General features: G+C 63.1%; 27 protein-coding genes and 2 pseudogenes. 3 read left to right on the top strand and 26 right to left on the bottom strand.

The window, feature by feature from the left end; genetic code table 11:
- Positions 1-87: 87 nt before the first annotated feature.
- From CXY73_RS20385 to CXY73_RS20325, 14 genes are all read right to left on the bottom strand, one after another.
- Complete coding sequence (locus CXY73_RS20385; protein WP_092447981.1) at positions 88-375, bottom strand: HU family DNA-binding protein; 288 nt, start codon at positions 373-375, stop codon at positions 88-90.
- A gap of 290 nt (positions 376-665) precedes the next feature.
- Positions 666-971: a 30S ribosomal protein S14 gene (gene rpsN, locus CXY73_RS20380; RefSeq protein WP_092110538.1), complete on the bottom strand. Its 306-nt coding sequence runs from the start codon at positions 969-971 to the stop codon at positions 666-668.
- Positions 972-973: 2 nt separating this feature from the next.
- Complete coding sequence (gene rpmG, locus CXY73_RS20375) at positions 974-1,141, bottom strand: 50S ribosomal protein L33 (RefSeq protein ID WP_035880539.1); 168 nt, start codon at positions 1,139-1,141, stop codon at positions 974-976.
- Positions 1,141-1,377: a 50S ribosomal protein L28 gene (gene rpmB, locus CXY73_RS20370; RefSeq protein ID WP_035835252.1), complete on the bottom strand. Its 237-nt coding sequence runs from the start codon at positions 1,375-1,377 to the stop codon at positions 1,141-1,143. Before rpmB ends, rpmG begins: the two co-directional genes overlap by 1 nt.
- A 245-nt stretch (positions 1,378-1,622) precedes the next feature.
- On the bottom strand, positions 1,623-2,024 hold the full coding sequence (locus CXY73_RS20365; protein WP_104178733.1) for a Fur family transcriptional regulator: 402 nt from the start codon (positions 2,022-2,024) through the stop codon (positions 1,623-1,625).
- Entirely contained in the window at positions 2,021-2,872 is an 852-nt protein-coding gene (locus CXY73_RS20360; protein WP_104136001.1) for a metal ABC transporter permease, read from the bottom strand. The genes CXY73_RS20365 and CXY73_RS20360 overlap by 4 nt, the downstream gene beginning before the upstream one ends.
- Positions 2,872-3,756 (bottom strand): metal ABC transporter permease, encoded by an 885-nt coding sequence (locus CXY73_RS20355; RefSeq protein WP_233198500.1) that lies wholly within the window; start codon positions 3,754-3,756, stop codon positions 2,872-2,874. Before CXY73_RS20355 ends, CXY73_RS20360 begins: the two co-directional genes overlap by 1 nt.
- Complete coding sequence (locus CXY73_RS20350; RefSeq protein ID WP_233198499.1) at positions 3,757-4,554, bottom strand: metal ABC transporter ATP-binding protein; 798 nt, start codon at positions 4,552-4,554, stop codon at positions 3,757-3,759.
- 7 nt (positions 4,555-4,561) lie between these two features.
- Entirely contained in the window at positions 4,562-5,599 is a 1,038-nt protein-coding gene (locus CXY73_RS20345) for a metal ABC transporter substrate-binding protein (protein WP_104178732.1), read from the bottom strand.
- A gap of 59 nt (positions 5,600-5,658) precedes the next feature.
- Complete coding sequence (locus CXY73_RS21685; protein ID WP_104136004.1) at positions 5,659-5,850, bottom strand: hypothetical protein; 192 nt, start codon at positions 5,848-5,850, stop codon at positions 5,659-5,661.
- Positions 5,851-6,144: 294 nt separating this feature from the next.
- The gene (locus CXY73_RS20340) at positions 6,145-7,527 is read right to left on the bottom strand and encodes a dihydrolipoamide acetyltransferase family protein (protein WP_104178731.1); all 1,383 of its coding nucleotides are present in this window, start codon (positions 7,525-7,527) and stop codon (positions 6,145-6,147) included.
- A gap of 32 nt (positions 7,528-7,559) precedes the next feature.
- The gene (locus CXY73_RS20335) at positions 7,560-8,564 is read right to left on the bottom strand and encodes an alpha-ketoacid dehydrogenase subunit beta (protein ID WP_104136006.1); all 1,005 of its coding nucleotides are present in this window, start codon (positions 8,562-8,564) and stop codon (positions 7,560-7,562) included.
- Positions 8,564-9,655: a thiamine pyrophosphate-dependent dehydrogenase E1 component subunit alpha gene (locus CXY73_RS20330; RefSeq protein ID WP_369831270.1), complete on the bottom strand. Its 1,092-nt coding sequence runs from the start codon at positions 9,653-9,655 to the stop codon at positions 8,564-8,566. The genes CXY73_RS20335 and CXY73_RS20330 overlap by 1 nt, the downstream gene beginning before the upstream one ends.
- Positions 9,656-9,752: 97 nt before the next feature.
- Positions 9,753-10,859, bottom strand: coding sequence for a histidinol-phosphate transaminase (locus CXY73_RS20325; protein ID WP_104178730.1), 1,107 nt, complete (start codon positions 10,857-10,859; stop codon positions 9,753-9,755).
- Between the two features lie 113 nt (positions 10,860-10,972).
- On the opposite strand from CXY73_RS20325, the gene CXY73_RS20320 reads away from it, so the two are divergent.
- The gene (locus CXY73_RS20320; RefSeq protein ID WP_104136009.1) at positions 10,973-11,365 is read left to right on the top strand and encodes a phage holin family protein; all 393 of its coding nucleotides are present in this window, start codon (positions 10,973-10,975) and stop codon (positions 11,363-11,365) included.
- A gap of 9 nt (positions 11,366-11,374) precedes the next feature.
- Here the strand turns inward: CXY73_RS20320 and CXY73_RS20315 are convergent, their stop codons facing one another.
- Positions 11,375-12,799, bottom strand: coding sequence for a hypothetical protein (locus CXY73_RS20315; protein ID WP_146071833.1), 1,425 nt, complete (start codon positions 12,797-12,799; stop codon positions 11,375-11,377).
- Positions 12,796-13,083, bottom strand: coding sequence for a hypothetical protein (locus CXY73_RS20310; RefSeq protein WP_104178728.1), 288 nt, complete (start codon positions 13,081-13,083; stop codon positions 12,796-12,798). The genes CXY73_RS20315 and CXY73_RS20310 overlap by 4 nt, the downstream gene beginning before the upstream one ends.
- 126 nt (positions 13,084-13,209) lie before the next feature.
- Between CXY73_RS20310 and CXY73_RS20305 the strand changes: the two genes are divergently transcribed.
- Positions 13,210-13,737, top strand: coding sequence for a low molecular weight protein-tyrosine-phosphatase (locus CXY73_RS20305; protein ID WP_104136012.1), 528 nt, complete (start codon positions 13,210-13,212; stop codon positions 13,735-13,737).
- Entirely contained in the window at positions 13,734-15,116 is a 1,383-nt protein-coding gene (gene purB / locus CXY73_RS20300; RefSeq protein WP_104136013.1) for an adenylosuccinate lyase, read from the top strand. Before CXY73_RS20305 ends, purB begins: the two co-directional genes overlap by 4 nt.
- Positions 15,117-15,174: 58 nt before the next feature.
- On the opposite strand, the gene CXY73_RS23070 is transcribed toward purB, so the two are convergent.
- The 10 genes and pseudogenes from CXY73_RS23070 to CXY73_RS20255 all read right to left on the bottom strand — a co-directional run bounded on the left by CXY73_RS23070 (position 15,175) and on the right by CXY73_RS20255 (position 22,005).
- On the bottom strand, positions 15,175-15,387 hold the full coding sequence (locus CXY73_RS23070) for a hypothetical protein (RefSeq protein ID WP_233198524.1): 213 nt from the start codon (positions 15,385-15,387) through the stop codon (positions 15,175-15,177).
- Between the two features lie 32 nt (positions 15,388-15,419).
- Positions 15,420-15,509 (bottom strand): annotated as a pseudogene (locus CXY73_RS23065) (alcohol dehydrogenase catalytic domain-containing protein); the annotation flags it as partial.
- A 210-nt stretch (positions 15,510-15,719) separates the two neighbouring features.
- The gene (locus CXY73_RS20290) at positions 15,720-15,989 is read right to left on the bottom strand and encodes a hypothetical protein (RefSeq protein WP_233198498.1); all 270 of its coding nucleotides are present in this window, start codon (positions 15,987-15,989) and stop codon (positions 15,720-15,722) included.
- A 26-nt stretch (positions 15,990-16,015) separates the two neighbouring features.
- Positions 16,016-16,612, bottom strand: coding sequence for a hypothetical protein (locus CXY73_RS20285; protein ID WP_104178727.1), 597 nt, complete (start codon positions 16,610-16,612; stop codon positions 16,016-16,018).
- Positions 16,613-16,698: 86 nt separating this feature from the next.
- Entirely contained in the window at positions 16,699-18,006 is a 1,308-nt protein-coding gene (dnaB, locus tag CXY73_RS20280) for a replicative DNA helicase (protein ID WP_255411409.1), read from the bottom strand.
- A 577-nt stretch (positions 18,007-18,583) separates the two neighbouring features.
- The gene (gene rplI / locus CXY73_RS20275; RefSeq protein ID WP_104136015.1) at positions 18,584-19,033 is read right to left on the bottom strand and encodes a 50S ribosomal protein L9; all 450 of its coding nucleotides are present in this window, start codon (positions 19,031-19,033) and stop codon (positions 18,584-18,586) included.
- A gap of 9 nt (positions 19,034-19,042) precedes the next feature.
- The gene (gene rpsR / locus CXY73_RS20270; protein ID WP_035835236.1) at positions 19,043-19,306 is read right to left on the bottom strand and encodes a 30S ribosomal protein S18; all 264 of its coding nucleotides are present in this window, start codon (positions 19,304-19,306) and stop codon (positions 19,043-19,045) included.
- Positions 19,307-19,355: 49 nt separating this feature from the next.
- The gene (locus tag CXY73_RS20265; protein ID WP_092448003.1) at positions 19,356-19,874 is read right to left on the bottom strand and encodes a single-stranded DNA-binding protein; all 519 of its coding nucleotides are present in this window, start codon (positions 19,872-19,874) and stop codon (positions 19,356-19,358) included.
- 183 nt (positions 19,875-20,057) lie between these two features.
- Positions 20,058-20,426: pseudogene (gene rpsF / locus CXY73_RS20260) on the bottom strand (30S ribosomal protein S6); the annotation flags it as partial.
- 148 nt (positions 20,427-20,574) lie between these two features.
- Positions 20,575-22,005 carry a CCA tRNA nucleotidyltransferase gene (locus tag CXY73_RS20255; RefSeq protein ID WP_104136016.1) on the bottom strand — a complete coding sequence of 477 codons (1,431 nt, stop codon included), beginning with the start codon at positions 22,003-22,005 and terminating at the stop codon, positions 20,575-20,577.
- Positions 22,006-22,026: the final 21 nt, after the last annotated feature.

Here is a 22,026-nt window from a genome sequence, read left to right as displayed (position 1 = left end):
CACAAACCCTCGAGCACCGGAAACAGATGCCCAGGGGCGCCAAAAGGGGCGCCGACCGTGGTCGACGCCCCTTTTCAGTACTGAAAGCTACTTCGCGGCAGCCTTGAGCTTGCTTCCGGCGGTCAGCTTGACGCGGTGGCCGGCCGCGATGGCGATTTCTGCGCCGGTCTGCGGGTTGCGGCCGGTGCGAGCAGCGGTTGCGGTGCGCTCGACGCCCAACCATCCCGGGATGGTGACCTTGCCGTCAGCGGCAACGGTCTCGGCCAGGGTTGCAAAGAATGCATTCAGAACGCCGTCAACGGCGGCCTGGCTCTGTCCGGAGTCAGCGGCAACCTTGGCAACGAGCTCGGTCTTGTTCAGCGACTTGTCAGCCATTGAGTGTCCTCCTCGGACCTTCGTCTGTGTAAACAGCAATATTCGTAATACGGATGCTCCTCGAGAGAAAAGCCCCGCTGGTCGGTTCGACCGAGTTGAAATCTAGCATTGATCCGCCAGAATCCCCGGATTTACGGTGATTATCGACCATTTCAAGGTACTTTTACCCACTCAGGCACCCGATTTTCGCTCTCCGCGAAAACGTCGTGAACATCAAAATGGGATGTCGACCGAAGTCGACATCCCATTTTGATGGTTCAGAGACCGGCGAAACCGGCTACCAGAAGGAGTTACCAGCTGGACTTGGTGATGCCGGGCAGCTCGCCGCGGTGCGCCATGTCGCGAAAACGAACACGCGAGATGCCGAACTTGGAGAGGTGGCCACGGGGACGACCGTCAACGGCGTCACGGTTGCGCAGGCGCACCGGGCTCGCGTTGCGCGGCAGCTTCTGCAGGCCCTTGCGAGCGGCTTCACGCGACTCGTCGGTGCCAGCAGGGTCAACCAAGGCCTTCTTGAGCTCAAGGCGCTTGACGGCGTACCGCTCGACGATGACCTTGCGCTGGTTGTTCTTGGCAATCATGCTCTTCTTCGCCATGTTTAGCGCTCCTCACGGAAGTCAACGTGCTTACGAATGACCGGGTCGTACTTCTTGAGTACCAGACGGTCGGGGTCGTTACGGCGGTTCTTCTTGGTTACATAGGTGTAACCGGTTCCAGCCGTGGAACGAAGTTTGATGATCGGACGTACGTCATGAGCCTTAGCCATTAGATCTTCACCCCACGAGCGAGAACGTCTTTAACGACACTCTCGATACCACGAGCATCAATTACCTTGATGCCCTTTGCGGACAAGGTCAAGGTGACCTTGCGACGAAGCGACGGCACGTAGTACGTCTTCTTCTGAACGTTCGGGTCGAAACGACGCTTGGTGCGTCGGTGCGAGTGCGAAATGTTGTGTCCGAAGCCGGGAACAGCTCCGGTCACCTGGCATACAGATGCCATGGTTTCCTCCATTACCGAAGAGCGAATGCTCTTCCCAAGATCCCTTGTCGACGGGCACAACCCCACATCAGCCCCGAACTAACTCGAGACCGGGGAGAAACGCCCGCAGTGTACGCACACAGGCGTAGCAGTTGCCCATGCTACTAGATCCGCGCGCCTCCCGCAAACTCGCCTGGCCGCGGAAGCGGGTGAACGGTTACTTCATCGAGCACGAAGCAACTGTTCACCCGCTTCCGCGCCGCTTGTTAAGCGGATGCGGCGGCTTTGGCCGTGCAGGCGGCGCACAGCCCGAAGACGTCTACGACGTGGGCGGCCTGAGTGAACCCATTCTGGGCGGCGACGTCTTTGGCCCAGCGTTCAACGGCATCCGCTTCGATCTCGACCGTGAGTCCGCAATTGCGGCAGATCAGGTGATGGTGGTGCCCGTTGCTGCTGCACGCGCGGTACAAGCTTTCACCCTCAGGCGATTGGAGTGAGTCAGCGTCACCCTTGACCGCCAGATCGGCCAAGGCCCGGTAGACCGTGGCCAAGCCGATCGGGGATCCGGTCGCATGCAGGGCGGAGTGCAACGCCTGGGCGCTGACAAAGCCGTCGTTATCATCGAGGGCGCCTCGAACGGCCTCGCGCTGCCAGGTGTTTCGCTTCATGAGTTCAACCGTAGCGATGTTCGCGCAGGCGGGCGCGCATCCACTTTTCTGGGTATCCGAGCGCTACCGACCAGTCGCCGCGCGACCAGGGCGAGCAGGAAGAACGCGGCCGCCGTGAGGGCGATGGTCGGGCCGGCGGCCACGTCGAGCGAGCGGGAAAGCAACACGCCGACCACGGCGGCAACTGCGCCGACCACGGGAGCAATCACGAACATCTGAGTGGTCGTGCGCGAGACCAGCCGGGCGGCTGCGGCGGGGGCAGCAATCAGGGCGATGGCGAGGATAGCCCCGACGGCAGGCATTGCGGTTACGACGGTGGCAGTGATGAGTACCAAGGTAAGCAGCTCGATCGGCCATTCGCGGTAGCCAGCGGCGCGAAAGCCGTTCACGTCGAAGGTCGAGAACATAATTTGCTTGCCCAGGAACACGACGGCCAGTACGGCGAACGCCAGCACAACGGCCACGAGCGTCACATCTCTGGTGGACACCGTAAGGATGGAACCGACCAGGTAGGAGTCGACCTTCACCGGCAGGGAGGGATTGAGCCCCTGCAACAGAACACCGAGCGCGAACCCGGCGGTGAGCAGAATGCCCGATGCGACCTGGTTTCCCTGTCGTTTGACTCGACCGATCATCGTCATGATACCCACGATGAAGACGCTGGCCACCGCGGCGCCAAGCGGGATACTCACGCCCAGGATCGCCGCACCCACCGCTCCCGGGAAGGTCGCGTGGGTCAGGGCCTGGGCGAAGAAGGTGCGCTGGCGCAGCACCACGAGGGTTCCGACGAGGCCGCTGAGCGCCCCGATCAACAACGCGGCCACCAGCGCCTGTTCGAAGTAGTCCATCAGCGCACCACCGCGCCCGCAGTGCGACGAGGGACGTTGATCCGGTCAATCCCAAGCCGAGCGACCAGGACCAGCACGTAGCCGGCAACGAGTACGAGCACGACGGTGGCGCCGCTCGGCAAGTCGACACCGCGGTTCACCGAAGCTTCGTAGCCGAGCGCGAGACCCAGCCAGGCGGCCAGAATCGCAAAGCCGGCCGCCACCGGAAAGAGCAGCCACAGGCGATCGGTCACCAGGCGCGCGACGGCGCCGGGTACGATCAAAACGGCGAGTACGAGCAGGTTGCCCACGGCGCTGCTCGCGGCCACGACGACGAGGGCGATAGCCACGTTGAGCAGAATGTCGAGCACGAGGGGTCGGTAACCGGCGGCCCGAGAACCCTCGAGGTCGAAGGCGCGAAAAACCTGCTCCTTGAGCGTGAACCCGACGATGATCAGGGCCGCGAGGCAGACGATCACGGTCTGATTGACCTCGGCTTCGCTCACGGTCAGCAGGCGCCCGAACAGCAGGGCGTCCAGCTGACCGACGTAATTTGTTTCCCGAGAAACCACGATGATTCCGACGCTGAACATGGCCGTGAAGACGATGGCAATTGCGGCGTCCGATGTCACCGCGCGTTTGACGATGACCGTGAGCACGACTGCGGCGATGAGAGCAGCGACCATCGCCCCGACGAAGAGGCCGTCGCGTCCGCCCCAGACGAATCCGATCGTCACACCGGGAAAGACGGCGTGGGTGAGCCCGTCGCTGATGAATTCCAGCCCCCGCAGGTTCACCAGCACTCCGACGAGGCCGGCCACGAGGCTCAGCACGACGAGGACTAGCAACGCCCTGGCCATGAACGGCAGGTCAAATGCGTTGAATAGCGGCGTGAAGACATCCACTCAGTGACCCCCGTGGCCGGGAACGACAATGGTGTGCTCGTCCATTTCGACGCCGACCGAACCGAACGCCTGCTGCACGTTAGCGAGGGTCAGCACGGTATCGCGCGGCCCGAATGCCACCTGGGCGCCGTTGAGCAGCAACACGCTTTCGCACACGGCGCGAGCCAGGTCGAGGTCGTGGGTGGACACGAGCACGGCCACTCCCGCCAGCTTGAGCCGCTTCACCGTTTCAATGAGGGCGTCTCGGTTCACCTGGTCGAGTCCGTTGAAGGGCTCATCGAGCAGAAGCAAGCGGGGGGCGGATGCGACGGCGCGAGCGAGCAGACCGCGTTGTTGCTGTCCGCCCGACAGTTCACCAAAGCGCGTTCTCGCACGGTCGCTGAGGCCGACAGTCTCGATCGCCTCGGCAACCGCCTGGCGATCGGCCCGACCGGGCAAATGCCACCAGCCGAGCGAGCGATAGCGGCCCATCATGACGACCTGCTCGAGCGAAACCGGAAAATGTGGGTCGAGCTGGTCGGTCTGCGGCACATAGCCGATGTACCCCGCCGGGGCCGGCCACTGGCCGAGCACCTCGACGGTTCCAATCGTACGGGGAATGAGTCCGAGAATGCCTTTGAGCAGGGTGGACTTGCCCGAGCCGTTCGGGCCGATCAGGGCAACGGCCTGGCCCGACAACACGGTAAAATCGATGCCGGTAAGGGCGGGCTCTGCGCCGTAGGCAAACGACGCTGCCGCCACTCGAAGAGCGGCGGCAGCGTTCGATATTGGCGTTTCTTGAGAAGTGTTCTCGATCACGAGTTAACTATTGCAGGTCGGCGGGCAAAGCAGAGGGTGTAACGCCCCACGATCCCAACATCAGGGTCGTATTGTGCAGCTGGGCGTTGATGTAGGTGTCACCGGCGCTATCGTCGGGCCCGAGCGAGTCGACGTAGAGGGCATCATCGCCGGAATAGACGGTGACGCCGGCTTCGGTCGCGATGGTCTCCGCGGTCTTGGGGCTGAGCGACGCCTCGGAGAATACGGCGGTGACACCGGTGGCCTGGATGGCGTCGACCAGCGCATCAATCTCGGCCGCACTCGGCTCGGCGTTATCATCGAAACTCGGAATAACCGAGCCGACATAGTCGATGTGGTATGCCGCAGTGAAGTAGCCGAGGGCGTCGTGGTTGCTCACGAGCAGACGCTCGCTTTCCGGAACGGTCTCCACGTTGGTGCGGATCCAGTCGTCTAGCGCACTGAGTTGGGCGGAATACGCTGCTGCGTTGGTCTCAAAGTCCGCGGCGTTGTCGCTGTCGGCAGCCACCAGGCCGTCGGTGATCGTCTGCACGATGGTCTCGGCGTTGTGCACGTCGGTCCAGATGTGCGGGTCGCCGTCCTCGTGGGCGTGCTCGTCCTCGCCGGCGTGCGCATCCGCTTCCTCGTCAGCGTGCTCGTCCTCGGAGTGGTCCTCGCCGGCCCCTACCTCGGAGATGGTGATGCCCTCATCGGCGTCGATCATCACACCGTCGAAACCCGACGCGGCAATGGCGTCGTCGAGCCACTCTTCGAGCCCGACCCCGTTGATCACGAGCACGTCCGCCGCACCAAGAGCGGTCAGGTCCGCCGCGGACGGGTCGTAGCTGTGGGCACTCTGGTTGGGCTGGATCAGCTGGGTGAGATCGACGCCGCTGGCGTTTCCGATCACGTTGCGGGTGAAGTCGGCGACCTGCGTGGTCGTAGCGACGACCTTGAAGTCATTGGCCCCGTTGTCGGCGCTGGCGGTCGTGCCGGCCGAGCACCCCGAAAGGGCGAGTGCTACGGACGCGAGGAGTGCAGGAACGGCTAAATATCTCTTGTGCATGCTTCGAGATTAGCTCTGTTGATAATGATTGTCAAAACCATTACCCGTTCTGGGGGGCACTACTGGTAGGTGACGAGGTCGGGCGCCGGCACGACCGAAGCGAACGCCTGCAGGTACAGCTGGTCCACCGACACCAGCACCAGCACGGCGGCGGCGGCACCAGCCGCCCGTGCCGTGGCTACCCCGGCAAGCTGCGCTGGGGCATCCGTCGCGAGAATCCACACGTCGGTCAGGCTCTGGGGTCGTGTCACGCACGGCAGTGGTTCGGTCGCGGCCCCGGCAGTACAGCATTGATGGCGGACGCCGTCGCAGGCATCCACAACCTAGTGTGGTCACCCGCTGTTTCCGTGTTCTGTACTCCATCGTCCCCACCAATACTGAGAACGGTTGACGCCCCCAGGCGGGTGAGCTCATGGTCGAGCGCTATGCTCTTTCCGGAGGTCGGTGTCAACAGCAGCGGAACACCCAGCTCGACCGCCGCCGAACCGGCCAGCAGTTGCGCATCGGCCAGCAGTTGCGCATCGGCCTGAGACGCCGGTGCCGTCCTACTCGAGCAGCAGGGCCGGCTCCTCGATGATGCTCGCGACGTCGGCGAGAAAACGGCTCGCGACATCACCGTCAACGACGCGGTGGTCGAAGCTCGCACCGATGGTGGTCACGTACCGCACCCGCACCTCGCCGTCGACGACCCACGGCTTCTGCTTGATCGTACCAAGGGCCACGATTCCCGCCTCAGGGGAGTTGAGAATGGGGGTGCCGGTATCCATGCCGAACACGCCGATGTTGGTGATCGTGATCGTGCCATTGCTCATCTCGGCCGGGCTGGTCTTGCCGTCGCGCGCGGTCATGGTGAGCTTCTCAAGCGCACGAGCGAGTTCGAGCAGGCTCATGTCCTGCGCTTCCTTAATGTTGGGCACGATCAGCCCGCGCGGCGTCGCCGCTGCAATGCCGAGGTTCACGTAGTGCCGCACGATGATTTCCTCATCGGTGAAAGTGGAGTTCACCGTTGGATTGCGCCGAACCGCCCAGATCATGGCCTTGGCCATGATCAGCAGCGGCGATACGCGCACTCCGGCGAAGTCGGTCGAGGCCTTGAGGCGCCTGACGAATTCCATCGTGCGGGTGGCATCCACGTCGACGAACAGGCTAACGTGCGGCGCGGTGAAGGCACTCTTCACCATGGCTTGGGCAATGGCCTTGCGCACGCCCTTCACCGGAATGTGTTCGTCGCGATCCACCGGCCATTGGGGCGTCTGGATGTTGCGGAACACACTGGCCTGGGTCGTCCCGCGCAGCACGTCTTCCCGGGTCACGTCGCCGACCGGACCGGTCGCCTCAACGAGCGACAGGTCGACGCCGAGGTCCTTGGCGAGCTTGCGAATGGGCGGCTTGGCCATAACCGGTCCAGCGGATGCCGACCGCCGAGTCGGCTCCAGCGGCTCCGCCCGCGCACGCACAGCGGGTTCCGGCGCGAGCGTCTCGTGGGCAACGTTCGTTCCGGTGTGCCGGCGACGCCGCGTCGGCATCGTGGCGGCAGCACCGCGGCCGACCAGTACCGGCTCGGGGGCTTCGTCGCTGATACTGCTGCTGGTATCCGTGGCCAACGTGTTCGTGTCGTCCGCCTGCAGAGCGGATGCTGCGGCATCCGCTGACGAAGAGGCCGCCGGCCGGTCTGCACTCGCGTCGGCCTGGGAATCAATCGTGATGATCACCGTACCCACGTCGACCGTCGTACCGGCCGCGACCAGAATTTCAGCGACGACGCCCACGAACGGAGACGGCAGCTCGACCAGGGATTTGGCCGTTTCGATCTCGACCAGCACCTGGTTGATCGCCACGGTGTCGCCGGGGGCGACCTTCCATTCGACGATTTCGGCCTCGGTCAAACCTTCGCCGACATCGGGGAGGGTGAATTTCGACACGCTCATAAGGTGCCCTTCTTAAAGTTCATCAGTGCCCATTAGTAAGCGAGAGCGCGGTCCACGGCTTCGAGTACCCGGTCGGGGCTCGGCAGAAAGTGCGTCTCGACCGCCGCCGGGGGGAACGGGGTGTCAAAGCCGGAGACGCGCAGCACGGGCGCTTCGAGCGTGTAGAACGCCCGCTCGGCGACCGTGGCGGCGATCTCGCTGCCGACACTGACAAAGCCGGGGGCCTCCTGGGTGACCACAAGATGACCGGTTTTCTGCACGGAATTCAGAATCGGTCCATAGTCAATCGGGGAGATCGAGCGCAGGTCGATCACCTCGAGGCTGATGCCCTCGATGGCGGCCAATTCGGCGGCCTGCAGCAGCACACTCACCATGGCGCCGTGGCCGACGACGGTCACATCGGTGCCGGCCCGCACGACGCGGCTGGCGTGCAGCGGCGTTCCGCTCTGCTCAAACCGCACCTCGCCCTTGGGCCAGTAGCGGCTCTTCGGTTCGAAGAAAATAACCGGGTCATCGCTCTTGATTGCTTCCTGCATCATCCAGTAGGCATCGTGCGGGTTCGACGGGCTGACCACGCGCAGGCCGGGGGTGTGCGCGAAGTAGGCCTCCGGGCTCTCCTGGTGGTGCTCGATCGAGCCGATGTGTCCGCCGTAGGGAATGCGAATCACGACGGGCATGATCAGGCCGCCCTCGTGCCGGTTGCGCATCCGGGCCAGCTGGCTGGTGATTTGGTCGAACCCTGGGAAGACGAATCCGTCGAACTGAATCTCGCAGACTGGGCGAAAACCGCGCATGGCCAGGCCGATGGCCGTGCCGATGATACCGGATTCGGCCAGCGGGGTATCGAGCACGCGCTTGTCCCCGAATTCGGCGATCAGCCCCTCGGTGACCCGAAAAACGCCGCCGAGCGGGCCGATGTCCTCGCCCATCAGCAGCACCTTGGGGTCATCAAACATCGCCCGGCGAAGGCCAGCGTTCAGGGCCTTCGTCATCGGCAGCGAAGCGGATGCCACGTTCGTGTCAACTACAGCGTTCATCAGTTCTTACCCTCATCAAAAGATGCTTCGTAGCGTTCCAGCCAAGCCTTTTGCTCAGCCACCAGCGGATGCGGTTCGGCATACACATTGTCAAAGATCACCGATTGCTCCGGTCCGGTGATCTCCAGCGCGCGCTTGCGCGTGTCAGCAGCGAAATCGGCCGCTTCTTCATCGACGGCGTCGAGGAACTCCTGCTCAATACCCCGGCCCTGCAGGTAAGTGCGAAAGCGCACGATCGGGTCGCGGGCCACCCAGTAAGCGAGTTCATCGGGATCACGATACTTGGTGGGGTCGTCGGCGGTGGTGTGCGCGCCGACCCGATAAGTGAGTGCCTCGATCAGCGACGGGCCGTAGCCGGCACGGGCGTCATCCATCGACTTGGTGGTGACCGCGAAGCTTGCGAGCACGTCGTTGCCGTCGATCTGGGTGCCGGGCATGCCGAAGCCGCCAGCGCGCAGGTACAGCGGTGTGCGCGACTGCCGAGCGACGGGTACCGAGATGGCCCAGTGATTGTTCTGCAGAAAGAACACCTGCGGCGTCTGGTAGCTCGCCGCGAAGACCAGGGCCTCGTTGGCGTCGCCCTGCGAGGAGGCACCATCGCCGTAATAGACAATAACGGCCTGATCGGTCTGGGGATTGCCGGTCGCGGTCGATCCATCGAGCTGCATACCCATGGCGTAGCCGGTGGAATGCAAGGTCTGCGAGGCGAGTACGAGGGTATAGAGGTGAAAGTTACCGTGCTCTTCCGGCACCCAGCCGCCGAGGGTGACGCCGCGCAGCATCCGCAGAATATCAACGAGGTCGAGGCCGCGAATCATGCCGACGACGTGCTCGCGGTACGACGGGAAGACGTGGTCCTGTGGCCGGGTGGCGTAGGCGGAGCCCACCTGGGCGGCTTCTTGGCCGTGGCTCGGCACCCAGAGGGCGAGCTGCCCCTGGCGCTGCAGGTTGGCCGCTTCGCTGTCAAACTTACGCACCACGACCATGTCACGGTAGAAGCGACGGTGATCGGCCTCGGTGAGCCGGTCGAGATAGGGCAGAAACTCCTCGGCGGCGGCGTTGGGTTCGAACGCGCCGTTCGGGGAGATCATTCGTACGCAGGTCTCGGCACCATCGAGGCCAAAGGCTGCTGACGTGGGCGCTGCTGTCATGGGCACAGTCGCATCGTTTCGGGTGGCTGACACTGTACTAACCTATCTTTCGTGCCGGGTGACCGACGGGAAGGGCGTCGACAAGATCCGCGCTCATTAATAGGAGTGTCGCCACAGCCTGCTCCTCACCGATCGACACTCGAATGCCCTCCGGCACGAAGGAGCGCACGACGAGGCCGGCCTCGTCGAGAGCCTCGGCCACACTCGCGGTTTCGGCGCCCGTGGGCAGCCAAAGAAAGTTGCCCTGCGGCTGGGGAATGTTCCAGCCCTGCCGGGTGAGTGTTGCCCAGGTTGCATCGCGACGCGCAGCAACCGTTCGAACCCGGTCAAGCAGTTCCTTTTCGGCGTTGAGGGAGGCCATCGCTGCCGCGGCTGCTTGCGCGGTGACCGAGAGCGGAATGGCGGTCGAGCGGGCGGCGTTCAGAATGTCCACCGGGCCGAGCGCGTAGCCGATGCGCAGTCCGGCCAGGCCGTAGGCCTTGGAGAAGGTGCGCAGCACGACCAGATTGGGGTAGCGGGCCAGCAGCGACGGGCCGGTCACGGCATCCGCTTCGGTGACGAATTCGATATATGCCTCATCGAGAATGACCAGCAGATCGGTCGGGACGACGGCCATGAAGGCCTCGAATTCGTCCTTGGTGACGATGGTGCCGGTGGGGTTGTTGGGCGAGCAGACGATGACGACCCGGGTCTGGTCGCTGATCGCGGCGGCCATTTCCGGCAGGTCATGACCGTGATCGGCGCGGTTGGGCACGCGCACGCTGGCCGCGCCCGCGACGGTGACGAGCGAAGGATAGGCCTCGAACGATCGCCAGGAGTAGAGCACTTCATCGCCAGGGCCGGCGGCAGCGAGAATCAGCTGGGCCAGCAGGGCCACCGAGCCCGAACCGACGTGCACCTGGTCGACATCGACGCTGTACTTGGTGGCAAGGCGCTCACGCAGGGCCAGCGCCGAGGCATCCGGGTAGCGGTTGAGGGCCGTTTCGGCGGTGACCGCCGCGATGACCCCCAGTAGCGGGTCAAAGGGGTTTTCGTTGCTGGAGAGCTTGTAGGCACTGGCATCAGCCGGTTTGCCCTGCTGATAGGCCGGGAGTGCGATGATCTCCGGGCGCAGGCGGACGGAGGGTCGGTCGAAGAGGCTCACTCGTGGAGTCTACGCCCGCATATATTCGCAATGGCGAATGAATGATTGCACGACTTTCGACCGCGCGGCCCGGGTACCGCCCTGGCGGCGCTTCCCGGTGAGATAGTAGGGACATGGCCAGATTCCTGATCAAGTTGATCGTCAACGCGGTGGCCTTGTGGTTCACCGCACTGCTCGTCACCGGGGTGCACGTCATTCCGTACGCACCCGACTCGGGTGCCAGTGTGATCACCTACCTGCTCATCGCGCTGATCTTCGGGTTCGTGAACACCGTCGTCGGCGGCGTCGTGCGGGTCGTCGCGTTTCCGCTGTACATCCTCACCCTCGGACTGTTCGCGCTCATCGTCAACGGCCTGCTGTTGCTGCTCGTCGGCTGGCTGTCCGGTTTTCTGGGGTTCGGTCTCGTCGTCGATGGCTTATGGTGGGGCGTGCTCGGTGCCTTGGTCCTCGGCATCATCTCCTGGCTGCTCGGCCTGATCGTGCGCCCGGTCACCGACCGTAACTGAGCCGGGCTGTCACTTCGGGGCTGGCCCTGCCGGCAAGCGGATGCCTCGCCATAAGACGGCCTCGCCCGCCCCGTTTCCGACAATACCGGTCACTGTGTCCTGAAAATTTTGCAGGCTCTTTTCTGGGGAAGCGTCGATGAGCTGCGCCGTTTCCTGGTATCGGTCGAGGTTGTGCGCCGGCAAGGCCTCATTGGTTGGTGGTCGCACCATCGCAAAGGCCTCCCGGCGCACGGTGAGGCGATCATCTGATTCGACCCGACTGTCCCCGCCCGTCGCGGGCACCACGTCATCGGTGTGCTCGACGGTAAGGATGGCGACGCCCGGTGGCACCGGCACGCTCGATTCGGGTGCTCCAAAGGTGGCGACCGCCTGCACGTTGAACGTCCCTACGGCGGCGACCTGGGTGGCGACCAGGCCCCCCTGCGAACAACCGGAGAGAATGACCGGGTCGTCCGACGCAATTCCAGCGAACGACATCGCGGCCACGACCGCGGCGAAGGAGCCCGCATTCTGCCCGGCGATGGCTGTCACGTTGGCGGTGAGGTCCCACGGCTCGCTCGAGGCAACCGTGTTCCAATCGACCGTTCCACCGATATAGACCACCCATGATGGTTTCCCGGCTGGACCGTATCTCTCGATCCGTACCTGCGGCTGGCCCACAGCGGCATTCGGGATTGCAGCGGCCAGGTCAGCCACCCCGCTGGGTGCGGTGACTCGTCTCGGTGCACCCACCTGCACCACTTTCACCGGCGCTTCGCGAAACCGGCCTGTGGCCCGTGCTGTAGTCAGCACTCCGAGCGCGGTATTGGAGACCCCGATCACCCCCAAGCCCTCGTCGCCCAATACTCGTCCAACAATCCGCGGCGTTCCCATCAAGCCTGCTTTCACATCGTCGACAGATGAGACCGCCACCCGAACCAGGGAAACCACGGTTGGATTGGTGAGCAGACGCTGGTCGATCGCGACTCCACCCACCGAACCGCTTTTCGACCCGCTGATCACTCCCAGCAGGCCCAGGCCCGGCACAGCCACGCTCACCATTGCCAAGGGCGAGAACATCAACGCGGATCTTAGGAACTGGCCGAGGTTATGAGCCAGATCTGCACCGTAGATGAGGGCGATGCGTTGCGCGACAATCTCTGCGTGACCGTAATTCTCCGCCGCCTTCACCAGGTGGTCGGCCAACTCGCCGCAGCGATGTTGAAACTGATCGAGCAGCCACTCTGCGTGGAGCAAATCCGGCAAAGGCTCCGGCACGGGCAGAGGAGCGCGCAGATCCAATTGCCCGATGCGGCGCGCACGAGTGCGCCAGTTCACCGCCTCGACCTGCACGGCGTGCAGGAACTGCGAATGGGCCAACACCACATCGGTTGCCACAATGGTGGTGCCACCGACCGAGACAAGCAGCTCCCCACCCGCCTGGTCAGCGCTCACGCTCGACACATTGCCTCCGCAAACTGGATTTGGGCGCGCACGCTGTCGCGCGCCTCGTCGAGGTAGTGAAGCACGAGATCAAGGTCCACCATCACGTCTGCCAGGCAAAGCTGAAATGCACACTGGGACGCTGAATTCCAGAAGTCGCTGGGGTCGAGCACCACCAGGTTTCGGCGCGCGGCAGCGATTTCCTCATACAACGTGAAAAGGAGATGCCGCTGTGATCGCAGCAGGTCCAGACGATCCGCGGGATTCTCGGCCGGTGGAAAATCGTAAAAGCCCATGGCACCTCCCAATCAGTGCCGATCGTCGCAGAATCTCCGGCCGCCGGGTCTCCCCTCGACGATTCTGTGCCCAGACCCCGAAAACTGCCCGTGTGCAGGAGCCGAATCTACTCCACAATGGAATACATGTCTTTCGCGTCGCTCACCCCAGACGAGTCGACGCCATTCCGCATCATTTTCGTCTGCACCGGCAACATCTGCCGGTCGCCCATGGCCGAGGTCGTGCTGCGTGATCTGATCACGAAGCTCGGCTTGGAGCGACTGATCGCGACCAGCTCGGCCGGCACCGGAGACTGGCATGTGGGTGAGCAGGCCGACGGTCGCACGATTACCGCGCTGGCCAAGCGGGGTTATGACGGCAGCCACCATCGGGCTCGACAGTTCGATCCGCTCTGGTTCGCTGATCACGACCTGGTCGTCGTCCTCGACCGCGGCCAGGAGCGCATCCTGCGAAACTGGGCACTGGCTGATCGCGATCGCGCCAAGGTACGCCTGCTGCTGAGTTTTGACGCCGAGCAGGCCGCCCTGTGCGACGTGCCAGATCCCTACTATTCCGACGATGCGTTGTTTGACTCCGTATTGGGCATGATTGAGAGTGCCAACCACGCACTTTTGAAACAACTTGCACCCGCAATTCGACAGGGAGTCCAATGAGTCACCTACCCGTACAGGTTCTAAGCCCGCTTGACGGCCGCTACCGATCCGCCGTTTCCGATCTGGGCGAATACCTGTCCGAGGCTGGCCTTAACCGCGCCCGGGTGCGCGTGGAGGTCGAGTGGCTGATCACACTCACCGACCGCAGCCTGTTCGGCTCAGGCCCGCTCACCGGCGAGCAAAAGCTCGACCTGCGCGCCCTCGTGACGAACTTCGGTCAGGCCGAGATCGATGAGCTCGCCGAGCTCGAGGCAACCACCCGTCATGACGTGAAGGCTGTCGAATACCTCGTGCGTCGCCGCCTTGGCACGCTCGGTCTCGCCCACATCAGCGAGCTCACCCACTTCGCCGCGACCAGCGAAGACATCAACAACCTCTCCTACGCCCTCACCGTGCGTGACGCCGTGCAGACGGTCTGGCTGCCCAAGCTTCGCCTGGTCATCGATGCGCTGCGTGGCAGTGCTCTCGAATTTCGAGCGGATGCGATGCTAGCCCGCACTCACGGGCAGCCCGCTACTCCGACCACCATGGGCAAGGAACTAGCCGTGTTCGTCTATCGGCTTGAGCGCGTTGTGGCACAGATCGACGCCGGTGATTACCTCGGCAAGTTCAGCGGCGCTACCGGCACGTTCGCCGCCCACGTCGCCGCCGAGCCGTCGGTGGACTGGCCCGCCGTTTCCCGTGAGTTCGTCGAAGGCCTCGGCCTCGGCTGGAACCCACTCACCACCCAGATCGAGTCGCACGACTGGCAGGCCGAGCTCTACTCCCGCGCCTCCCACGCCAACCGCATCCTGCACAACCTGGCCACGGACATCTGGACCTACATCTCGATCGGCTACTTCCGTCAGATTCCACAGGCCGGAGCCACCGGATCCTCCACAATGCCGCACAAGATCAACCCGATCCGATTCGAGAACGCCGAGGCGAACCTCGAATTGTCCTGTGCCATTCTCGACTCGCTTGCCGCGACGCTGGTGACCAGCCGGCTGCAGCGCGACCTCACCGACTCCACCACCCAGCGAAACATCGGCGTCGGTTTAGGGCATTCCCTGCTCGCCCTCGACAACATTCTGCGCGGTCTCGGCGAGATCGACATCGACCGCGCCCTGCTGGAGCGCGACCTCGACTCCAACTGGGAGATTCTCGGCGAAGCGATCCAGACCGTGATTCGCGCCGAGGTTTCGGCCGGCCGGTCCTCGATCGAAGACCCCTATGCCCTGCTCAAGGAGCTGACCCGCGGCAAGCGCATCACCAGCGCCGATCTCGCCGCTTTCGTCTCAACCCTCGACATCGGCCCGGCCGCAAAGACTCGTCTGCTACACCTCACCCCGGCCGGCTATATCGGTCTCGCTGACTCTCTGATCGACTATCTGCCGTAGTCGGTCCAGCCAGGTGAACCAGCGCAGGTTCGGGTTGGGCCGGACGTGCGCAGCTTCATCACCGACCGGCGTAGAGGATGACCTTCATCTGGCCCGGCTCGCGACCGGCAGTGAGAGTCTGCTCAGCGTCGGCGAGCACAAAAGTGCTCGTGACCAGCACGTCAAGCTCGACGACGCCGCTCTCGACCAGCTGAATTCCGAGCGGCCAGGTGTTGGTGTAGCGAAAGACGCCGTCCAAAATTGCATAAGCAAAGTCCGTTTGAATCGCCACGTACTCGCAGAATGCCCGTCGATCGGCGGCGTCGCAAAGAACTCGATGTCGGGACAAAGGTTGTAACGGCCGGCTTTGCATTGCTCGCAGGCGCGGCACGGCCGCTGCGGTTCAACGGCCACACGCTGCCCGATGCGAGCGGGGGTCGACCCCCGCTCGGATGGGTGACTCCGAGCCGCTTTCGACGGCTGGATGCCACTGAACGCCCCACGGGACAGTCCCCAAGTCTCGACCTCAAGACCCGGCGACCACCGTCGGCGCTTGAGTCCGCGGCGGGCATCCCTGTTTAGAACACCCGAGCTGGGCGTGCCACGCGATATGCCAGCGAGTGCTCAGTGCCCGTTTTGCTCATCAAGGTCAGTCTGCTCCAACGCGTTCGGCTTCATGCCGAGTACAAGCATCGCAATCACCACGAGGGCCACGATGAAGGTCACGCCGAAACCAATCGCCGAAAATATCAGGTCGCGCGTGGTCAAAAGAACCGTGCCGGCGATGAACAGTCCCATCAGACCGGAAATACCGAGCAGTTCAGCCGGTTTCAGCCGATCGGACCGACTCGGCTGGTGCGCGGGGTTGGGCGTACCGGGAATCTTCTTGGTCACTTTTTTTCTTGGCACGCGTTTAAATGTCACAGGGAATCCGAATCGTTGGGGACGGGAACGCCGCGGCGCTGCCGCGGGGAATCCCACTTGAGGGAGAGCCCGGCAATGGGCAGGAAAACCGCGAGAAAGACCAGATAAGCTCCGAACAAACCTACCGACACGACGGGGTTGGGCGGAAGCAGGAGAAACAGCAGCGCGAGGATGGCGGTGCTGATCCCCGTGAACAGCCAATCCTTCGCGGGTACGGCGCGCTTACGCACGCGAATGCCGGCATAGATCTCCAGGAACCCAGTGACGGCCCCCCAGACGCTCACTACGAACAGGAAGAACCCGTGCCCGCCGGTGTAAAATGCGAGGGCCACTCCGCCGGCTACCATGCTCACGATTCCATTGATCAGGAACAGGCTGCGGTCGGTAGCTACAGTCAGTGCGCGCGGCCCGGTCAGAATGAGCAACAGGCCACTTGCGAGGGCGAACGCGCCGAACACGACCAATCCTAGTTGGGCTGAGTGATCCCGATTGAAGGTGATGATCGCAGCGGGAATCACCGCGATCATGGCGCGCCCAAAGGGAACGGTCCAGTACCCCGGACCGACGTTTGATGGCGCCTGGGTCTTCGCCACGCACGACCTCTTTCGTTGCACAATTTTGTCGTGTCCAGTCTACGTGGCGACTCGGCCCGGGACTGCGAGCGGGCTGCGTGCCGAGGCTAACCGCCGGTGACCATGTCGGCGAACCGGGAGTAGTGGCCGTGGAAGGCGACCGTGACGGTGCGGGTGGGGCCGTTACGGTGTTTGGCCACGATGAGGTCGGCCTCGCCGGCACGCGGGTTGTCTTTCTCATAAGCGCTCTCGCGGTGCAACAAGATGACCATGTCGGCGTCCTGCTCAAGCGAACCCGATTCTCGAAGATCGGAGATGGCCGGCATCTTGTCGGCCCGCTGCTCCGGACCACGGTTGAGCTGGGACAGCGCGATTACGGGAACCTGCAGTTCTTTGGCGAGCAGCTTGAGCGCGCGCGAGAATTCACTGACCTCCTGCTGGCGCGATTCGACCTTCTTGCCGCTCGTCATGAGCTGCAGGTAGTCGATGATGACCATCTTGAGCCCCACCCGTTGCTTGAGGCGGCGGCACTTGGCCCGAATCTCGACCAGGGTCATGTTCGGGCTGTCGTCAATGTACAGCGGCGCATCGTTGATGCGACCGCGGGTGGCCGCGATCGTGGTCCAGTCCCGGGCCTCGACGGTTCCCTTGCGCATGCTCTGCAGTGGAACGGATGCCTCGGCTGCGAGCAGGCGCATCGCAATTTCACTTCGTCCCATTTCGAGCGAGAAGAAGATGCTGGGCATGTTGTTGTGAATCGAAGCCGAGCGGGCGAAGTCGAGCGCGAGGGTGGACTTTCCCAGGGCCGGACGGGCGGCGACGATAATGAGCTGGCCGCCGTGAAATCCGTTGGTCAGTTCGTCTAGATCGGCGAAACCGGTCGGTACACCGCTCATCTGTCCGTCTTTGAGCTTGGCCGCCTCGATCTCCTCGATGGCGGCGGTGACGGCATCGGTGAGCGGTACGTAGTCTTCGGTTTCGGTGCCGCCGGTGACCGAGTAAATTTCGGCCTGTGCGGTGTTGACGAGGTCGAGCACCTCACCCTCGCCGGCATAGCCCATTTGAGCAATGCGGGTACCAGCCTCGACCAGGCGGCGCAGCAGGGCACGCTCAGCCACGATGGTCGAGTAGAAGCCGGCGTTGGCTGCCGTGGGCACAAGGCTCGTGAGAGTGTGCAGGTAGTCGGCACCACCGGCTCGCGACAACTCACCGAGCTTGGTCAGCTCGTCGGTGACCGTGATGACGTCGGTGGGCTCACCCTGCGCGTAGAGCGAGAGAATGGCATCAAAGATGATCTCGTGCTTGGGAATGTAGAAGTCCCCGCCGCGCACGGTCTCGACGACATCGGCAACGGCGTCTTTGCTGAGCATCATGCCACCGAGGGCGCTCTGCTCGGCGAGTAGATCGTGCGGCAGGGAGCGCTCCGACTTCCAGGCTTCAGCGGGCCGCTCACCTCGATTCTGGTCGACTGCGCCACCGCGGGCTGACGAAGCGTACTCGTTTGACGCTGGCTGTTTGGCCAGGCCCAGGTGAGCGATCGACACTCGATACCTCTTTCTCTCTTGTGCTTTCAGGTGTATCAGGACCCACCGACACGGGCCGCGATTCACCAGCTTGGGTTAGAAACCAGCACTGCATCACCTTAGGTAGGTAGCGGCGCCCCCACAAACCCCCCTGTGGATAACCTTGTGGAGAATCTGCGCGAAACGCCGTGCGGATTGTGCAGAACCTGTGCACTCAGCTGTGTATAAATAGTTTAACGCAGCCGCATAAATCGATTTGATCAGGTGATTCATAGAATTTATAGGCTGTGAATAAAGTAACCTCAATCAACCGTTGAACCTTGACGAGACGAATGCTCACCTGTGTACAAAAGTGTTGCGTCTACCCCGACAAAATGGCTCTTAACGCCGCATAGCGGAGGATTCCTTTCGGAACCCTCCGCTATGGAAGAGGCAAACGTACCGGTGACTCGCGAAACCGGCAGTGACCTTACTTGGCTGAGACGACCACCAGGGTGATCGTAGCGCTGAGCTCGTCGCGAAGACGAACCGTTGCCGTGTGCTCACCGGTCAGCTTGATCGCGGTGAGTTCAATCTTGCGCTTGTCGACCGTGCCGAGACCGGCGGCTGCAACGGCGTTCGCCACATCCGTGGTCTTGACTGAACCGAACAGACGCCCGCCGGCACCGGCCTTGACGACCAGTGTGACCTTGGTGTTCTCAAGCTTGACCTTGAGCGCCTCGGCCTCTTCGAAGGTGGCGTGCTCGCGCGCTACGCGGGCTGCCTTGATCTGCTCGATCTGCTTCTCGCCACCGCGGGTCCACGCCACAGCGAAGCCCTTGGGAACGAGGTAGTTACGAGCAAACCCGTTCTTGACGTCTACGACGTCGCCGGGTGCACCGAGGCCGGAGACCTCATGCGTCAGAATCAATTTCGACATTTGGTTTCCTTACCGGCCTGAGCCTGCGTAGGGCAGCAAAGCCATTTCGCGGGCGTTCTTGACGGCACGGGCGATGAGGCGCTGTTCCTGAACGGAAACGCCTGTGATGCGGCGGGCGCGGATCTTTCCACGCTCGGAGATGAACTTGCGCAGGGTGGGGACATCTTTGTAATCGATGACACCAACCCGAATCGACTTCGCGGGAGCGGCGTTCTTGCCACCCTTTGCTCCGCGAAGCGGCTTGCGGCGGTCGCCGCTCGACTTTCCAGCCATGATTTCCTTACTTTCTAAAAGAAGACGTTAGCTCCGCGCGAGGCGAGGCTTAGAAGGGGGTCTCGTCACTGAAGTTGCCTGGGCTATTCCAAACGTCCCCGCCGGATGCTGCGGGCGACGCAGTCTTGGCGGGTGCGCTGGGAGCCCACGGCTCATCATTGCCCTGGCCACCGGCAGCGGGAGCGCTGCTACGGGGGCCGGACGACTGCGCGCGAGTGAGGGAAGCGGTGGCGTAGCGCAGCGAAGGACCAATTTCGTCGATCTCGAGTTCCATGCTCGTGCGCTTTTCACCTTCCTTCGTCTCATACGAACGCTGCTTGAGACGACCGGAAGCGATGACACGCGAACCCTTGGTCAGTGAACCTGCCACGTGCTCGGCGAATTCACGCCAAACGCTCGCACGCAGGAACAGCGCGTCGCCATCTTTCCACTCGTTGGCCGCACGATCGAACGTACGCGGAGTGGAAGCGATGGTGAAGTTGGCAACCGCCAGGCCGTTCTGCGTGTAACGCAGCTCCGGATCGCTGGTGAGGTTGCCCACCACGGTAATTACGGTCTCGCCAGCCATGGGCTACTTGTCGCTTGCCTTGTCGGCAACGGCGGTCGGAGCGGCCTTGGCAGCAGCAGGCTTAGCGCCAGCAACCTTCGCGGCCGGGACCTCGGCCACAACGGCCTCGGCAACGACCGGCTTCGCGGCAGCGGCAACCTTGGCGGCCGGTGCTGCAGCTGCAGCAGCTGCAGCGTCAGCTTTGGCAGCGATAACCTTCGGGTTGGCAGCCTTGCGGGCAGCCTTCTCGGCGGCCAGCTTGCTCGCGACGACGACCTGGGCGATGCCCTCTTCTGCACGGAGCACCTTGGTGCGCATAACGGCTTCGGACAGGCTCAGCTGGCGGTCGAGCTCGACCGTTGCTGAAGCGTTAGCGGTGAAGTCCACGACGGCATAAATGCCTTCGGTCTTCTTGTTGATCTCGTAAGCGAGACGACGACGACCCCAGACATCAACCTTGTCAATGGTTCCGCCATCGTTGCGAACAACGTTGAGGAACTTGTCAAGGCTGGGAGCTACGGTGCGCTCATCGATCTCGGGATCGAGGATAACCATAAGTTCGTACTGATGCATGACTAACCCACCTCCTTCGGACTAAAACGGCTGCAGACTTTCTGCAACAGGAGGGTTGTGCATGTGCTGCTTGCGCTAGTCCGGGGAATCCGGCACGCAGGCAACCTACCCATGCTACCGGATGCCGCCAGCTTAAGCCACTGCACCCCTAGCGGCTCCACCCCGCCCACCACTCCTGCAGTCGGTGAGTGGCTTCCGCTTGGCCCAGCGGACCGTCGTCGAGTCGTTGTTCGAGCAGATACCGGTAGGCCTCGCCCACCTCACGCCCTGGCTTCAACCCGAGCACGGCCATGATCTGCTCGCCGTCAAGGTCGGGACGCACGGCACCGAGCTCTTCCTTCTCGTTGAGCTCGGCAATGCGCTGTTCCAGGTCGTCGTATGCGAAACCGAGCCGGTCGGCCTTGCGCCGGTTACGGGTCGTCACGTCCGCCCTGGTCAGAATGTGCAGTCGCTCCAGCTGGTCACCGGCATCGCGCACGTAGCGGCGCACGGCCGAGTCGGTCCAGGCACCCTCGGTGTAACCGAAGAACCGCAGGTGCAGTTCGATCAGCTGGGCTACGGCATTAATGGTGTCGTTGTCGAAGCGCAGCGCGCGCAGTCGCTTCCTGGCCAGCTTCGCCCCGACCACGTCGTGGTGGTAAAAACTGACAACCCCGCCGGGTTCGAGCCTTCGGGTGGCCGGCTTTCCAATGTCGTGCAGCAGTGCGGCGAGGCGCACGATCAGGTCGGGCGCCTCAAAGTTCCCGCGTGATTTCTCGTAGCCCATCGCCTGCTCCAGCACGGTGAGGGTGTGCTGGTAAACGTCTTTGTGGTGGTGATGCTCGTCAATTTCCAGCCGCAGGCCGGGAATTTCTGGCAGCACGATCTCGGCCAAACCCGACTCCATCAGCACTTCGATACCGGCGCGCGGGTCCGCCGACACGAGCATCTTCGAGATCTCGTCACCGATGCGCTCGGCCGACACGATGCGGATGCTATCGCGCATCTTTTCCATCGCGAGTGCGGTATCCAGATCCAGCGTGAAACCCAGCTGTCCGGTAAACCGGGCCGCGCGCAGCATTCGTAATGGATCATCTCCAAAGGAGATCTCCGGGGTGCTTGGAGTGCGCAGGCGCCCGGCCAGCAGGTCATCGATGCCGCCGGCCGGGTCGACCAGAGTCAGCTGCGGCAGGCGCAGCGCCATGGCATTGACCGTGAAGTCACGGCGGAGCAGGTCGGGTTCGAGCTCGCGTCCGAACACCACGTCTGGTTTGCGGGTGGTCCCGTCGTAGCTGTCGGCGCGATATGTGGTGATCTCCACGGTTTCACCGGCCAGGCTCGCCCCGATCGTGCCATAGTTCCGACCGATGTCCCACTGCGCTTCAGAAAGTGGTTTGACGAGCGCGAGAATTTCGTCCGGCATCGCATCCGTGGTGAAATCGAGGTCATGAAGCGGCCGATCGAGGAACGCATCTCGCACCGGACCGCCGACCAAAGCCAGCTCATGGCCGGCCGCCGCAAATGCGTTCGCCAGACGGGATACCGTGGGAGAGGCAGCCAGGTCGCCCAGTCGTGCGAGGGCTGCCGCGACGCTCTGCATATATCCATATTAGTTGTCAGA

Source organism: Cryobacterium sp. Y50 (assembly GCF_002929805.1).
Classification (GTDB): Bacteria; Actinomycetota; Actinomycetes; order Actinomycetales; family Microbacteriaceae; genus Cryobacterium.
The sequence above is the reverse complement of the archived record's forward strand: the minus strand, read 5'-3'. Positions and strand labels throughout refer to the sequence as shown.